General features: G+C 34.5%; 16 protein-coding genes. 10 read left to right on the top strand and 6 right to left on the bottom strand.

The window, feature by feature from the left end; translation table 11 throughout:
* Window positions 1-10 precede the first annotated feature (10 nt).
* Window positions 11-238: a helix-turn-helix domain-containing protein gene (locus tag DS830_RS06915; RefSeq protein WP_118908765.1), complete on the bottom strand. Its 228-nt coding sequence runs from the start codon at window positions 236-238 to the stop codon at window positions 11-13.
* A gap of 114 nt (window positions 239-352) precedes the next feature.
* Between DS830_RS06915 and coaBC the strand changes: the two genes are divergently transcribed.
* Entirely contained in the window at window positions 353-1,555 is a 1,203-nt protein-coding gene (coaBC, locus tag DS830_RS06910; protein ID WP_118908764.1) for a bifunctional phosphopantothenoylcysteine decarboxylase/phosphopantothenate--cysteine ligase CoaBC, read from the top strand.
* Window positions 1,556-1,690: 135 nt separating this feature from the next.
* The gene (locus DS830_RS06905) at window positions 1,691-2,344 is read left to right on the top strand and encodes an NAD(P)-binding domain-containing protein (RefSeq protein ID WP_118908763.1); all 654 of its coding nucleotides are present in this window, start codon (window positions 1,691-1,693) and stop codon (window positions 2,342-2,344) included.
* Window positions 2,345-2,382: 38 nt separating this feature from the next.
* Here DS830_RS06905 and DS830_RS06900 read toward each other — a convergent pair whose 3' ends face one another.
* Complete coding sequence (locus tag DS830_RS06900; protein WP_240366796.1) at window positions 2,383-3,696, bottom strand: glycosyltransferase; 1,314 nt, start codon at window positions 3,694-3,696, stop codon at window positions 2,383-2,385.
* A gap of 396 nt (window positions 3,697-4,092) precedes the next feature.
* Between DS830_RS06900 and DS830_RS06895 the strand changes: the two genes are divergently transcribed.
* Both DS830_RS06895 and DS830_RS06890 read left to right on the top strand, forming a co-directional pair.
* Complete coding sequence (locus DS830_RS06895) at window positions 4,093-5,505, top strand: DHA2 family efflux MFS transporter permease subunit (RefSeq protein ID WP_118908761.1); 1,413 nt, start codon at window positions 4,093-4,095, stop codon at window positions 5,503-5,505.
* Between the two features lie 26 nt (window positions 5,506-5,531).
* Window positions 5,532-5,891, top strand: a complete 360-nt coding sequence (locus DS830_RS06890; RefSeq protein WP_118908760.1) for a hypothetical protein — start codon at window positions 5,532-5,534, stop codon at window positions 5,889-5,891.
* A gap of 74 nt (window positions 5,892-5,965) precedes the next feature.
* Here DS830_RS06890 and DS830_RS06885 read toward each other — a convergent pair whose 3' ends face one another.
* Genes DS830_RS06885 through amaP form a run of 3 tightly spaced genes read right to left on the bottom strand, consistent with a single transcriptional unit; the run spans window position 5,966 to window position 7,226 of the window.
* Window positions 5,966-6,460, bottom strand: a complete 495-nt coding sequence (locus DS830_RS06885; RefSeq protein ID WP_118908759.1) for an Asp23/Gls24 family envelope stress response protein — start codon at window positions 6,458-6,460, stop codon at window positions 5,966-5,968.
* A gap of 13 nt (window positions 6,461-6,473) precedes the next feature.
* The gene (locus DS830_RS06880; protein ID WP_118908758.1) at window positions 6,474-6,656 is read right to left on the bottom strand and encodes a DUF2273 domain-containing protein; all 183 of its coding nucleotides are present in this window, start codon (window positions 6,654-6,656) and stop codon (window positions 6,474-6,476) included.
* A 12-nt stretch (window positions 6,657-6,668) separates the two neighbouring features.
* A complete protein-coding gene (gene amaP / locus DS830_RS06875; protein WP_162887547.1) occupies window positions 6,669-7,226 on the bottom strand; it encodes an alkaline shock response membrane anchor protein AmaP in 558 nt (185 codons plus the stop codon).
* A 123-nt stretch (window positions 7,227-7,349) separates the two neighbouring features.
* Here amaP and DS830_RS06870 point away from each other — a divergent pair, with 123 nt between their 5' ends.
* The 3 genes from DS830_RS06870 (at window position 7,350) to DS830_RS06860 (ending at window position 9,111) form a co-directional block, all read left to right on the top strand.
* Window positions 7,350-7,784 carry a pyridoxamine 5'-phosphate oxidase family protein gene (locus DS830_RS06870; RefSeq protein WP_118900366.1) on the top strand — a complete coding sequence of 145 codons (435 nt, stop codon included), beginning with the start codon at window positions 7,350-7,352 and terminating at the stop codon, window positions 7,782-7,784.
* Between the two features lie 121 nt (window positions 7,785-7,905).
* Window positions 7,906-8,655: a threonine/serine exporter family protein gene (locus DS830_RS06865; RefSeq protein WP_118900368.1), complete on the top strand. Its 750-nt coding sequence runs from the start codon at window positions 7,906-7,908 to the stop codon at window positions 8,653-8,655.
* Between the two features lie 12 nt (window positions 8,656-8,667).
* Entirely contained in the window at window positions 8,668-9,111 is a 444-nt protein-coding gene (locus DS830_RS06860) for a threonine/serine exporter family protein (RefSeq protein WP_118908756.1), read from the top strand.
* 129 nt (window positions 9,112-9,240) lie between these two features.
* On the opposite strand, the gene DS830_RS06855 is transcribed toward DS830_RS06860, so the two are convergent.
* On the bottom strand, window positions 9,241-9,492 hold the full coding sequence (locus tag DS830_RS06855; RefSeq protein WP_118908755.1) for a helix-turn-helix domain-containing protein: 252 nt from the start codon (window positions 9,490-9,492) through the stop codon (window positions 9,241-9,243).
* Window positions 9,493-9,659: 167 nt separating this feature from the next.
* On the opposite strand from DS830_RS06855, the gene DS830_RS06850 reads away from it, so the two are divergent.
* From DS830_RS06850 to DS830_RS06840, 3 genes are all read left to right on the top strand, one after another.
* Complete coding sequence (locus DS830_RS06850) at window positions 9,660-9,848, top strand: helix-turn-helix domain-containing protein (RefSeq protein ID WP_118900373.1); 189 nt, start codon at window positions 9,660-9,662, stop codon at window positions 9,846-9,848.
* A gap of 27 nt (window positions 9,849-9,875) precedes the next feature.
* Entirely contained in the window at window positions 9,876-13,829 is a 3,954-nt protein-coding gene (locus tag DS830_RS06845; RefSeq protein ID WP_118908754.1) for a pectate lyase-like adhesive domain-containing protein, read from the top strand.
* 515 nt (window positions 13,830-14,344) lie between these two features.
* Window positions 14,345-14,533, top strand: a complete 189-nt coding sequence (locus tag DS830_RS06840; RefSeq protein WP_118901024.1) for a helix-turn-helix domain-containing protein — start codon at window positions 14,345-14,347, stop codon at window positions 14,531-14,533.
* Window positions 14,534-14,588: the final 55 nt, after the last annotated feature.

Raw genomic sequence — 14,588 nt, 5'->3', positions numbered from 1 at the left:
TTATGATTTTTTATTTTTTTAAAATAATACCTTTTAATTCTTCTAGATCTAATTCATACAAATCAGCCAGGGCACATAATAGTTGAGCGCTAATAGCAGTGTTGCTATTTTCTAAACGCTGAATAGTTGATTTGCTAGCTTTAATATGATACCGATTATTTAATATAAAACTTAATTGACGAATAGAATAATGATTTTGTAGGCGTTGGTCTTTTAAGATTATTCTTATATTTTCCATAAGCTAAATATTAACAAGAAGCGATGGTCAGACGCAACTATAACACTAATTAATTTAATACTGTTTTCAGCTGTGCGATAATAAAGACAATTAAAGAAAAAGAGGATTGTAATAATGCTCAAAAATCAACATATTACTCTTTACGTGACTGGTAGTATCGCTGCTTATAAGGCATTAACTTTAGTTCGCATGCTGGTTAAACAACAAGCTCAAGTGCGGGTGGTAATGACTGCTGCGGCCCAAAAATTTGTAACACCTTTGAGTTTTCAAACTTTATCTAAGCACGAAGTCATGACTGACACTTTTGCTGGACAGCATCCGACAATTGTCGATCATATTGAATTGGCTGACTGGACAGATTTAGCGGTAGTTGCACCAGCTAGTGCTGATATAATCGGCAAAATGGCGCAAGGGATTGCAGATGATTTTGCGAGTTTAACTTTAATGGCAACCACAGCACCTAAATTAGTAGCACCAGCAATGAATAATCATATGTGGTCTAATCCAGCAGTCCGACGTAATATTCAACTACTGCAAGCAGATGGTATAAAGTTGATAGATCCTGAAACTGGTTTTTTGGCTGAAGGTTATCAGGGTAAAGGCCGTATGGCAGAACCTCAACAAATCTTGGCAATGATTACTGCTAGCTTGTTTGTGCCAACAATATTAACGGGTAAAAAAATTTTAGTAACCGCTGGTGGTACACGTGAACGGTTAGATCCAGTACGCTTTTTGGCTAATGATTCCTCGGGAAAAATGGGCTATGCTATTGCCCAAGCTTTACAGCAGCGTGGAGCAGAAGTAACCCTAATTTCAGCGCCAACGAAATTAACAGCCCCAACGATGGTTAAATTACAGTCGATTACTAGCACTGAAGAGCTCTACGAAGCTGTTTTACAGAAATTTCCGAGTCAAGATGCGTTAATTATGACAGCAGCAGTGGCAGATTTTAAACCAATAACAACGGCCCAGCAAAAAATCAAAAAAAATTCTGATAATAATCAATGGTCTTTAGAATTAGAAAAGACACCAGATATTTTGCAAGCTGTAGCGCAAATAAAACGTCCTGATCAAATTACAATTGGCTTTGCAGCAGAAACACAAAATCTAGTTGCAAATGCTCGGAAAAAGTTAGTTCAAAAAAATTTAGACTTAGTCATCGCTAATGATGTTTCAAAACCAGGAGTAGGCTTTAATGGTGACACAAATCGAGTAACGATGATTGCTTCTAATCAGCCGCCGATAACAACTGATTTATTACCTAAAAGCCAAATTGCTGAAAAAATAGCTGATCAATTAGAAAAAATAATCAAGTGAAAACAGTTTATATATAGTTATATTTATAAATCATTAAATGAATTTTTAGTATGAAATAGTTTGGGGCAATTTAATTCCTTTTATTCGCTAACCTGCATAGATTATGTTATTTTACAGGTGAAAGGAAGGATGTATATGCAAGTATTCGTAATTGGTGCTACAGGAATGGCCGGTTCAGCTTTTGTTCAAGCTGCAGTCGCTCAAGGAATGGCTGTAATTGCGAATGGACGAAATACTGATAAATTAACAGCTTTGCAGAAACAGTATTCAGCTATCCAAATTTTGGCCAAAGATGCTTTTCAGCTTGAGTTAACCGATTTTGCTGATAGTGATGTTATTATTGATGCTTTTGCAACTACACCAGAAAAAGCCTATTTGCACGTGGATTTAGCTACACGTTTAGCAAGCCAATTTCGTGAAAATAAAAAAGTTCGCTTGGGATTCATCTTGGGAGCTGGCAGTTTATTAATCGGCAATGACCAACATGTACTATTGTCCGATATAGAACAATCTGCCAATACTAATGCTGAAACTGCTGTACCACATTATCAATATCAAGAGTTAGAATTCTTACAATTGGTTGATAATGTGGATTGGTTTGGTATTTCTCCTGGATTAAATTTTGTTCCGGGACCTAAAGCTCAACAAATTTTAACGGGTGATAATAAGTTAATGTTTAATCAACAAGGTCAATCGCAAACGACTGCTGGAACCATGGCAACTGCATTGACTCAAGAGATTTGGCAACCGACACATCATCAACAGCGTTTTACTGTGATTGATGGATAATAAATAGGGAGTTGGACAAGATTAGTCTACTCCCTATTTTATTCATGTTTAGTCTTAATCCAGCTAGATTTATGACGTAAGTGCCGCCAGAAGGCTATGCTAATACTAAAAAATAAAATTAAATACATATAAGCAATTAAGATAGGTAATCTCAATAGATATTTTTTAGAAGGACGTGTTTCATGGTTATGTTTTAAATCATAATGATAAAGAAAAGTAAATAAAACACCCCAAGAACTGGAACTGACAAATAAAACAACAATATTAATGACAAGCTTGTTGATAATAGCTAAGTTAAAGTGTCTTGCTATTAAAATAAAAATAACTTGTTTGACAGTTAATAAAAAAAGTCCAAAAACAGCAATATCTGCCATGAAATTTAACCAGGGTTGAATAAAGAACAGTAGAATACCCCCCTTTTGCCAAAAATCTAAAGCAGAACTTTGAAGTACGGGTTTTAAATATTTAAGACAATCTAAATCTCCTTGAGCCCAGCGGCTGCGTTGACGAATGTAAGCACGCATATTTTTTAGAGATTGCTGATAAACCCAAGCATGGCTAATATAATCAATGGGAATTTTTTGTAGCATAAGCTTGAGGGTCAATTCATAATTATCTAAAAGGGCATTGCCCCAAGGTTGGTGGCCAATTTTTTCTACAATGGGCTGCAAACGAAAGAATTGACCATTACCACTTAAACCAACAGTACGGGTATACATGCGCATATTTTGCAATAAATTAATAATAGTAAAAAATTCAGCATCTTGAGAGATTTGTAAAGTGTTCTCAAATTGCGGATACATCTTGACACGTAATTGTGCTGCAATAGTTTTTGGATTAGAAAAATAGTGGTTTAAGACATTAAAAGAATTTTTAGATAGGGCACCGTCGGCGTCAACGACGCCAATAATCACTTTATTAGGATTGAGATGTTTTTGTTGAATTATTTGTTCACATATTTTTAAGGCATGGTTTAAAGCCTCACCCTTACCAGTTTGGGCATTAGGGAGCACCCGCTTTAAATAATGGATTTTGTCATTGTGAACTGTTTGAATTTGTTGGGCAGTTTGATCAGTTGAACCATCGTCAATTGCGATAATTTTACCCTGAAAATCAAGTTGACAAAGTTGCGTGAGTGTCCGTGCAATGACGGCTTCTTCATTACAACAAGGAATGATGATGAAATAAAACAATTCAGGATCGATTTGCTTGGCAGTAAGTTGTTTTTTAATAAGCGGATAATCATGATGAAAGCTAAATAGTCCCAACAAAAGCTGCAAGAAAAGATAATTTAAAAATATGAAGAGAATTCCACCGTAAATACTGATAAAGAATTTAACCATTCCAACCATCTCGATGTTTTTTAATAATAATCCAAATAATGGCGGACGTAATTAAAGAAATAGTTGTAATAGAAATAAAAAGTAAGAGTACAGCGATAACTGTCCTAGAAATAGGAAACATTTAAAACACCGCCTTTATAAATATCATTAAGTAAGTATAACTTCAGTTTGTTCGATAAAATCAACAAGCTGTATTTTTAGTATCATAACATGAAGCTTAAGGTGTTTCAATTAATTAGTTTATTAGGCTTTTGCGCTTGTTAATAATCTCAAAAAGATAGTTTATTTCTCATATAATTACAAAAAAATTTCCGAAAATAATTTAAAAGGACTTACACAATTTTTTTTATTTTGATAAGATAATCGAGTTGCCCTAAGGGCCAAGAAGTTGAGAGGAGTTTTTTAATGAAAAAGAATCAAGCAAGGGTTAATGTTAAACGCCCTTGGTTTGCCATGGCAAGTATGATGATTGGGGCGTTTGTCGGAATGCTTTCTGAAACGTCATTAAATATTGCTTTGCCTCAGTTAATGAAAACATTTCAAATTAATTCAGGAAGTGTTCAATGGCTAGTTACAGGTTATATGTTAGTAATTGGAATTATTTTGCCGTTTTCTAGCTTATTGACTAAATGGTTTACTACTCGTCAAATTGTTATTACGGGTTTATTGGATTTTATTATTGGTGCCGTAATTGCTGCTTTAGCACCTAGTTTTACAATTTTGTTAATTGGACGAATGATTCAAGGATTAGGAACAGGATTGATTTTGCCGTTAATGTTTACAGTGGCAATGTTAATTTTTCCACCCCATAAAATGGGAACGGCCATGGGTGTCTGTGCATTAGTTATTATGCTGGCTCCTGCAATTGGACCGACCATTACAGGAATTATATTGGGCAAGTTGGCGTGGAATTGGATTTTTTGGTTTTTTATTCCGTTCTTATTAATTGCGTTAATTTGTGCAATAGCAGGGCTGCCTAATGTTGGTCAAATTACTAAACCTAAAGTTGACTTATTATCGTTATTAGAGTCGATTATTGGTTTTTCGTGTTTAGTAATGGGTGTTAGTTTTGCCTCCGATTTAGGTTGGGGCTCACCTGCAGTTTTAATGATGTTAGTGATAGGTATTATAGTGCTTGTTTTATATGCTTATCGGCAATTGCATTTGGAACAGCCAATTATTAATTTGCATGTTTTTAAAAAAGTAGCCTTTGCCCAAGGGGCATTTGGTGTGATGTTAGATTTTGCAATTATTCTATCAGCAATGTATTTGTTGCCACAATATTTGCAACGAGGTCTATTGTTACCAGTGGCCTTGACCGGTATTATTATGTTGCCAGGGGGGATTATCAACGCAATTGTTTCTGCTTTTGCTGGAAGATTATTTGATTCTTTAGGTGCCAAAAAGCCGGCAGTGGCTGGATTTGCCATTGCTGTAATTGGCATTATAATGTTGATTTTCTCCAGTAGTAAATCAACAATTGCCTATGTTATTGCGGCTCATATTATTTTGATGATTGGCTGTCCTTTGGCAATGTCACCAGTGCAAACACATGCTTTGAATGCTTTGCAAGGACCTGAATCAGCTGATGGGAGTACAATTTTAAACACAATGCAACAAATCATTGGAGCAGTGGCAACAGCATTGGCAACCAGCTTTTTGAGTTTAGGACAAAATGCTTATCATGGAATGGACAAAGCAGCACAATTTACTAATGGCGTGCATTTTGGTTTATACTTCACTTTAGCGTTGGCCTTAGCTGGTTTAATTCTGGCGTTAACTTTAAAACCAGAAGATGCAACTGCGGACTTGAAATAGTATAATCACGTTGAGGTGATATACTTATGGAATGGGGTCCACTTTCAGAATGGGTGACTGCTAGTGCAGAAATAGCAGCCGTAATTGTTGCGTTGTTTCTTCCATATTATGATGAACATCGTAAAAGTAAATTACGGACGCGCAATTTGAAACTATTTTTGTATAAGTTAGTACATGATATTCTGACCAAACGAGATCCAGAACAAATTAAGAATCTGGAATCATTTTTAAAATTAGGATATTTGATTGATGATAACAGTAATGATGAGATTATCTTTGTAGTCGGTAATCAAATTTTACTGGAATTAAATAGTGATCAAGATGAAAAGATCACTAATCAAAAAGTTAAAAAGTTGTTAGATCAGCTGGAATTAGAGAAAAGTTAAATTTAGTTGAGTTCAAAAAAGGATACAAAGACAGGATTGTCTTTGTATCCTTTTTGCATGAATTAATGCAAAGCTTATTTGACGCGTGTTTGATCTTCAGCCTTATCTTTGACATTATCTTTGACTTTTTCGGTATCTTGCTTGACATTTTTGCCTACATGAGTGAGTTTATCTTGTAAGCTGGTGGAATCTTTTTCATGTTCTTGTTTTGTTTTAACATCTGCGACATTAACATTAACTTCGACGACTTCTAGTCCAGTCATATTCATGACTTTGTCGTAAATTTTATTTTTTATTTCGTCGTACAACTTGGAAATGTTAGTGCCATATTCAGCAACAATATCAATGTCCACTGCGACTTGTTTTTTGCCGACTTCAACATTAATACCAGAAGTAACATCATCAGTGTTCACTAGTTTATCTGTTAAGTTAGAGAAAAAGCCTCCATCAACAGTTAATAAACCATTGATACTAGATAAAGCCATGCCAATAATCTTTTGGACAACCTTTTGATCGTAAGTTAATTCGCCTTTTATTTCTGTTTGTTTTTTTTCTGCTTCTTTAGCCATAATAAATATCCTCCTAATTTTTTTGAATTAAATGTAATAACTGGGGCAAATAATGTCCCCCCAAACCACCAATAACAACGAAAAAGGCTACAAAAATAGTTTTAATGAATCCGATAGTTATAAAACAAATAGCTATCAAGAAGCCAATTACGCCGCCTATAATTTCTCGTTGATATTGTTTGAAAAAGTCCTTCATTATTCCCACCCCTTATTGCAATTCGCGATCCTTTTGTTGCTTGTCTGGATGATAATTCGTTAGTTTAATGCTGACTTTTGGCTTTTGCTCAATTCCTAAAAGATTACGCAAGTCATCTTCTAAGTTATGTAAGTATTTGTCAAACTTAGCCTGAGCATTAGAACCAGATAACAAATCACCACTGACATTAATTTTAAGATGTCTTTTAGTCAGACGAGAGCTAACCTTGGGATTTTTTAAATAAGGTTCGGTTTCTAATGAAGCTTTGACAAAATTATTAATTGCCTTGGTAGTGACTGTCAAGCGGCCATAATTTTTATTGATTAAATTAAATTTGCGTCTGGTTGGATAACACAGTACGACAATTAAAATAATAATTAAAAATACCAATACAACAGCACCACTGAAGAACAAGTAGTAGCGAATATATTGATTGTTTAAGGTCACTTGTGGCAGTTTCAATTTAATGTAAGGCTGGATTAAGTTCCAGTTAGCACTAAAAGCCAAAGCCGGTAGGGGCAGCACTAACAAAGTAATAATTGTTAATAACCATTTCCAACCTCGGTTCAAAAATCTCACCTCCTTTGTCTTTATCTTAGCACTTTAGTATATTGTCCGTAAATAATTTTAAAATGCTGTTTTTGATTAAAAAATCAGCTACAATAAACTTAAATTATGAAATGAGGAAAATTAATGGTCAATACATTAGATCAGGCAAATCAAGAAATTAAAAAGGCTACTGTACTAGAAGTAGCAACACTTGATAAAATGAACTTTCCTAGTTTGGTAGTTCTGACACCCTTGCCCATCCATCGAAGTGTTAAATCAATTTTATTTTACACAAGTGAACAGTCAACCACCTTTAAAAATTTGCTCAATTCATCTAGCGCGGCTGTTATCAGTTTCAATGAAGACGCTCATTCTTCGGTGATGCTCAAGGGTACATTAAGTGCGGTTGCAGGAGCTCAAGACCAGCAAGAATTACAAGCTAGTTTAAATGCTTTTCAACGAGAACTGCATTATACCAAACCGGTAGTTTTAAGATTTAATACGATGTCAGTCAAGTTACGCCATCATAATCGAGTTGACTATCAAAAGTTAGGACAAATTAGTCAGATATCAAACTAAGTAACTTCAACTTGAGATATTCTAAGTTGTAAAAGGGAACATATGTATGATAAATTGTTCTAATACTACTAGTTACCCAAAGTAATGAAAAGTTATGTTGTTTTGGAAAAAGGAGTCAACAATGGCCAAAGTTGAACTAACGCAATCTTGTTTATTAGCAGGTAAAATTCTTGTAGAATCAGGATCCGAAATGTATCGGGTTGAAGATACAATGCGCCGTATTGCTTGTGCGGGTGATGAAGAACATAATGCAGCTTTTACCAGTTTGACAGGAGTTTTAATTAGTATTCGTCAAGCGCCATATACACGTTTTATGCAAGTAACACATCGTGGTATTGATATGAATCGCATTGCTAAAGTAAATACTTTGTCCCGCCAATTTGTTCAACATGAAATATCTTTGGCTCAATTACAACAAGCATTACAACAAATTGAACAAGAAAAGCCTCTTTTTCCATTGTGGATACAAACTTTAGGTGCTGGACTGGAAAGTGCCTGTTTGATGATTATTTTTACGCAGCACTATGATTGGTGGGATTTCCCGTGGAGTTTTTTGATTGGAGCTAGTGGTTATTTGTTAACTACTTTAATTAGTCAACGAACACGGATTAGATTTGTGAGTGAGCTGTTGGGCTCGTTTTTTATTTCTTTACTAACGTTATTGCTAGTGCGAAGTGGCTTAGGACATAATGCAAGCAATATTATTATTGGCGCGATTATGCCTTTGGTACCTGGTGTGCCGATGACTAACGCCTTACGAGATTTAATTGAAGGCAACTTATTAGCAGGAATGCAGCGGGGGATGGAATCGTTAATGGTTGTAGGTGCGATTGCTATTGGAGTGGCTGTGGGATTTTATCTACATATCTAGTGAGGTAATTATATGTGGCACTTAATCGTACAAATCAGTTTGAGTTTTTTGGGCACAATCGCGTTTGGATTATTTATTCAAGTTCCTGTCCAAGAGTTAGTGTGGGCAGGAGTTACTGGCAGTCTAGGCTGGACATGTTATTGGCTATTGTTTCAAATGGGAACAGGAAGTATTTTTGCTAATTTCGCGGGCGCTTTTTTAGTGGGAATTATGGGGATGTTACTTTCACGTCAACGTAAGCAACCTAGTACGACCTTTAATATTCCAGGATTAGTACCACTAGTACCGGGGGCTACCGCTTATCAAGCATTAGAATTATTAATTATCGGTCAACGTAATGCCTTTGTAACCAAATGTTTTCACGTAATTTTACTGACGGGCGCGATTGCTTTAGGTTATTTGTTGGCTCAATTGGTTGCTGAACAATTAAATAAAAATCACTACTACAAGAGATAAAAACCACCGAAATTATTTAATTAACTTCGATGGTTTTTTATTATCTTCAAATTCTAGAATTGCCAGACATTGAAGATGTTGTTAAGGCAAAAAGTCAACCGCAATATTTATGTTGTTTTGTTACAAAATTTATTCTTTATGCGAGCTTTTTTTGTTTTTTTCAGCTAAAAAAATATTTTGAATCTTTACAATATCTAATTGGTAATAATCGATTAGAATAAAAAGCAATTTGGCATCAATACCTTTGCCAGGTTGCTCAATATAATTTAAAGTCGATTTGGAAACGAAATAATCATACTTAATTTGAATGATTTCTGCTAATTTTCGAACACTTAAGTGCTGTTTTTTGCGTTCTTTACATAGTAATTGATTAACCGTCATAGCTCTCCCCCTTCTAAAACATTGTGATTATTAGTATCTTTTTGCCATAACAAACAAATGATACTATTTGCAATTTGATTTTAGGGAGAAATATGGTATATTATGCTTAAATGTCCTAAATATAGGACAAAATTAATCAAAAAATAATTTATAAGGAGGTTAAGCAATTGAACGAGGAAAACAAATTATTAGGCTACCTTAAAGCTAATCATATTAAACAACAACAGGTAGCAGAGATTATTGGCCGCTCATTATCTACGACAAATCGCAAAATTAACAATCATAGTGATTTTACTAAAAGAGAAATTAAAAAATTGCATAGTTCTTTAAATATACCGATTGATATTATTATTTGATTTTTATTACTAAAAGGAAGTTTTTTAATGTTTAAATTGTGCAGTAGTTATTTTAAAGAAAAAAAGTTATTTCTATTTCCCTTATTATTAGTAATAGTTATTTTTGGATTGTTTAATAATTATCAGGTTACTAAATCTGACGTGCGAGCCAATGATTTGGATATGGATATTACAACGCTGATTAATTCTCAGGGCTTAGGTGTTCTCATTCCGAAGGTTTCTAATAATAACATCAATACTGCAAATGTTCGTTCGCAAACTCCAGTACCAAGCAATCTGGTCTGGCCTGCCAACAATGATTATGCTTTAGCGCCAGATTTAGACCCTAATTCTAATGGTGGATACATTGCTTACGTTAGGACACCTAATCAATATTTACATGCTATTTATGGGTATAGTAGCGTAGGGGATCCTAATCCACAAAATTACGATCAAGTTCCTAATAGTGACACTTATACAAACAAATCAAATATTACTAAAGTTGTTTTAGTAGCCGATATTGATTTGGTTAATACTTCTGCTACTAGTCCAACTAATCCGAATCCTAATAATCCTGATATCACAATGAATTATCCCAATACCAATAATAAATTTACACTACCCATTTGGGGAAATTTATTAAGCGGTATTTCTGGCAATCATACGGGGGGTGATGCTCCAAGAACAATGGCAATACAACGGCCTTCAAAGGACAACACCTTAACTATTGAAGCTAATAATCACTCTATAAATGTAGGTAATATGGCTATTCAAACTTGTGATGTCGGTGGTAATTATAAAATGACGATTGCATTACAAAATGCCACTATCTATAATAGTAGCTTTTATGGATATATTTGGGGCCGTGGTAATACGCAGGAAATATATCGCGATGTTAATTATTATGGTTCTCAATTTTTGTATAGTAGTGGAAATGTTAATATTGAAACTTATGGTACCATTAATGCCTTTTCTCTAAGAGAGTATTATGTGCCGGGAGATTCTAGATCTTATCATTGTCAGGGTGATGGCAACCAACAGAATATGCAAGCGCAGAATGTAGATTTTGGTGAAGATTGTATTTATAACGGTTATACTTATGCGGGAAATGTTTTGGAATTAACAGGGGGAGCGACCGTGCATGATGGCGCTAAAGTCACCCTTTATCCCCATACTGGAGTTGGTACTCCTACTACCGGAATTACTACTGCGGTTAATCTTATTCCTGAAGATTCTTATGGTAATAGTACCGGTGCGGGTATTTATATGCTTGGTGGTGGTACTGCTGGATCAGTACCACAATTAAAAATCGGTAAAAATGCTCAACTGAATATTCAAGTTGATCGCAAGCCATTAGCTGACGTATTAACCAAGCTTAATCCTGATACTGTTTATCATGATCCGATTATGGATACTGGCTATAGGACTCCTGCCACTGCCCTAATTTTAAGTGCTGCCAATAGTAAAATTCAGTATGTTGATCATTCTAATTCAACAATTAATTTAACTAGTGATGGCGCTTTGGCAGGATACGGAATCGCCTTGATTCAAGGTGGGGTTATAGATATTGGTGAAGGTAATATGCATATAGCTGCCAATAATTTAGGCGCAAGTAATGTTAATTTAGTCCAATTAGGCTCTACTGGTAAAGTGTTTGTTAATAAAAATGGTTCATTTGATATTCAAGCACCTAAAGCTACAGGTAATGTTAATATGGTTTATAGTTCAGGGACTTTTAAAGTCAATGTTTATAAGCCTAAGAGCTTAAGTATTGCTCGTCCCAATACTAATCCTGGAAGTAATATTATTTATGGTACTGGTAGTGTAGAAATGAGGGATGTTAAAGAGATTATTCCTAATCCAACAGGAACTGGTAAGCCAATAACTATTCCATTTCAATATTTAAAGTTACCGTTTTATGGTAATTATATGTATAGTAGTAGTAATGGTAATATAATGAATGCTCAAACTAGTACCAGTGCTTTGAAAAAGTTAAATATAATTTTGCAATCATTATCAACGAATCCAACGAATCCATCTAATACACAATTTAAACAATTTGAAAAAATTGATGTAACTACAATTGATGATGGCCCAGATATTACTAAAAATCAATTTAATATTGATCCGGTACAAAGAAAAATCACTGGGAGTGTAGTTGATGCTGATGATAAAACTCAGCCGTTTAATAATGCTCGTCTACACGTTACGCTGCAAAGAGCAGGTTCACCTACTGCAATTGATTTAGGCGATACTAGTGATGACATTACGAAGCTAGATCCAGATTTGGATTCCATAGATCCGCAAAATTTATCAACGCCTAATTATGCTGCAGTAGAACCTGATAAAGTTAGCTGGTTTGCAGACCATCATATTGCAGGTGTAGTACAAGATTCTTTGACAAGTCCTGGTAACAGATTGTCTAAACCATGGAAATATGTAACATCTTCTGCTCTTACTTGGAGTGGGAAAGATAATAATAACTTTTCTTTAGACATTGATGATATTGTCCGGACATATGATAAGACTGCAGTAAATAAAATAGGCACACTATTACCAAGTGATAAGCTAACTGTAACTGCAGTTGATAACTTTCAAGCGTCAACTGTTTATACTGTCAAAATCAGTAGTCTGTATCTGAATCTTAATGATAAGCAAGCCAAAAAATATTACGTTTTAGGTGATGATATTCAAGTACCACTGATTTATCAAGAAAATATTGCTTCCTCAAAGCAGATGAATGTTAAAGGCTATCTGAATCCGACGGCTCACTCAACTTTAAAACCGAATGCGGCTGACTTTAGTAGTGACTTTACAATTAAGGGTGATAATAAGTCCAATCAGCTTACTTGGACGATTCCGGCAACACCTCCGAATAAAGTTACCGGCAGTACCCAAGACTATGAATTAAAATTTTATGGTACTGATGATCAGGGCGGACAAAGTCCTACCAATGCCTTTGATGATAGTGGCAATATTTTGGCAGATCAATTAATCTCTTATAAGTATACGGTGTTGAATTTGCCAGGCTATTCTGGAAATAAACAGCTGTATCAAGGCCAGGATAAGCGATTCAGTACAGAAGCGGGATTCACTAATCCCGACCGTTTAGGAATGGGGAATTACACCGAAAAGGACTTCTTTACACCAAAGGATGACACAGCAACCATTGATAATGTCACCTTTACTCGAGGTGATGGGACTGCTGCTGATACAGATTCGCCAGATGTACAGGTTAATCATGTAGTCAAAGTGATAGCCACGAATAAGGCGGGTAAATCACAAACGCATACCTATATTACCAATGGTAATTCGATTAAAGTGTTGCCTAAAGATTTTGGTTTAATTGCCGTAGGCGGTAGTTTCCCACAAGGAACAAGTTTTGAAGTGGATACGAATGTCCGAGTTTTGAAGCCGACTAAAGATTTGAAACTCGCCTCACTGCATATGCAGACAGACTTTACACATAGTGATGGCAGTCATGAAGATATCCAATTAGGGGAAAGCGGGCAGATTAAGATTGGGAATGTTTATTATCTTCAATTAACGGTGCCGAACCGCTTAGACTTTGGCAAGCATCGAGTAGGTAAATTTACTGATACCACTTATTCTCTAACTAATAAACAGAGTGTTTATGACAACTTGTTGTTAGTTTATGATCCGATTACTAGAAATCAGCTCAAAGTCACTATGCAACTGCAAAGCGACTTGACTAATGATAATAATGATATATGGGAAAATGCATTGTTCTTTAAACAGACAAGTGCTTCTGCGGCCCAATTTTTCCAGAAGGATAGTAGTGGCAATCCTGTTGCTGTTCCCGTATATTCTACAACAGTAGGAAATTCTGGTAATTTACCAGTTAATACGCACTTAAGTGAAAATTGGTGGAACAATTCTGACAAGCAAGTTGCCGGTGTTTTTCTAAAAAGTAAGCCAACTGATGCTCATTGGGGGAAATATAAAGGTCAAATAACATGGAATTTAACTAATAGTATTTAACAAAATAATTTAAATATTCAGCCAGATTGAAGTAGAACATTGTTTGAGATGCTTTTATTGATGGGATTTTATCAATAAAAACTTTTTGAGCGATGTTCTTTTTTGTTACAAATAATAGTTTGAGGCATAGAGTATATAAATTTTATTTTCTATTAATTTTTTTTAATAAAATCGCAAAAACAAGCTATATTTTATTTTAAATATCACCATTTATTGGAAATGATCCTTGCTATATTAGTGTTTATTCAATAAATTAAAAAAAACAAATTTAAGCATAAAACTTTAATCTTAAAATAAATGTATGTTATATTGAAAAAGTAATTATATTATTAGTGTCTAATCTTTTGAATAGGATATAAATGATAAGAAAAGTCCATGCACTTTGTGTTAATGAAGCATAATGGCTGAATTAGATATTAGGTTTAATAACTAGTTATACTTCTTTTTTAATTTATAGATTGTTTTGGACTTAATGTAATCGTTTTAAAAATTTATAAAAGTTGAAAGGTGAACAAATGAAAGAAGAAAACAAATTATTAGGTTATTTAAAGGCTAATCATATTAAGCAACAACAAGTTGCAGAGATTATTGAGCGTTCCTTATCATCTACGAACCGTAAAATTAATAATCATAGTGATTTCACGAGACAAGAAATTCAAAGATTACACGATATTTTAAAGATACCGATTGACATTTTATTGTGAGTGCAACTTTTAGATCCTATCATTCGATTAGAGCTTATGATTTTAGTTAATGGTT

Source organism: Bombilactobacillus bombi, assembly GCF_003522965.1.
Classification (GTDB): domain Bacteria; phylum Bacillota; class Bacilli; order Lactobacillales; family Lactobacillaceae; genus Bombilactobacillus; species Bombilactobacillus bombi.
The sequence above is the reverse complement of the archived record's forward strand: the minus strand, read 5'-3'. Positions and strand labels throughout refer to the sequence as shown.

Coding starts and splice junctions, on each gene's coding strand:
- DS830_RS06915 (WP_118908765.1), bottom strand. CDS start 238: ATGGAAAATATAAGAATAATCTTAAAAGACCAACGCCTACAAAATCAT.
- coaBC (WP_118908764.1), top strand. CDS start 353: ATGCTCAAAAATCAACATATTACTCTTTACGTGACTGGTAGTATCGCT.
- DS830_RS06905 (WP_118908763.1), top strand. CDS start 1,691: ATGCAAGTATTCGTAATTGGTGCTACAGGAATGGCCGGTTCAGCTTTT.
- DS830_RS06900 (WP_240366796.1), bottom strand. CDS start 3,696: ATGGTTGGAATGGTTAAATTCTTTATCAGTATTTACGGTGGAATTCTC.
- DS830_RS06895 (WP_118908761.1), top strand. CDS start 4,093: ATGAAAAAGAATCAAGCAAGGGTTAATGTTAAACGCCCTTGGTTTGCC.
- DS830_RS06890 (WP_118908760.1), top strand. CDS start 5,532: ATGGAATGGGGTCCACTTTCAGAATGGGTGACTGCTAGTGCAGAAATA.
- DS830_RS06885 (WP_118908759.1), bottom strand. CDS start 6,460: ATGGCTAAAGAAGCAGAAAAAAAACAAACAGAAATAAAAGGCGAATTA.
- DS830_RS06880 (WP_118908758.1), bottom strand. CDS start 6,656: ATGAAGGACTTTTTCAAACAATATCAACGAGAAATTATAGGCGGCGTA.
- DS830_RS06870 (WP_118900366.1), top strand. CDS start 7,350: ATGGTCAATACATTAGATCAGGCAAATCAAGAAATTAAAAAGGCTACT.
- DS830_RS06865 (WP_118900368.1), top strand. CDS start 7,906: ATGGCCAAAGTTGAACTAACGCAATCTTGTTTATTAGCAGGTAAAATT.
- DS830_RS06860 (WP_118908756.1), top strand. CDS start 8,668: ATGTGGCACTTAATCGTACAAATCAGTTTGAGTTTTTTGGGCACAATC.
- DS830_RS06855 (WP_118908755.1), bottom strand. CDS start 9,492: ATGACGGTTAATCAATTACTATGTAAAGAACGCAAAAAACAGCACTTA.
- DS830_RS06845 (WP_118908754.1), top strand. CDS start 9,876: ATGTTTAAATTGTGCAGTAGTTATTTTAAAGAAAAAAAGTTATTTCTA.
- DS830_RS06840 (WP_118901024.1), top strand. CDS start 14,345: ATGAAAGAAGAAAACAAATTATTAGGTTATTTAAAGGCTAATCATATT.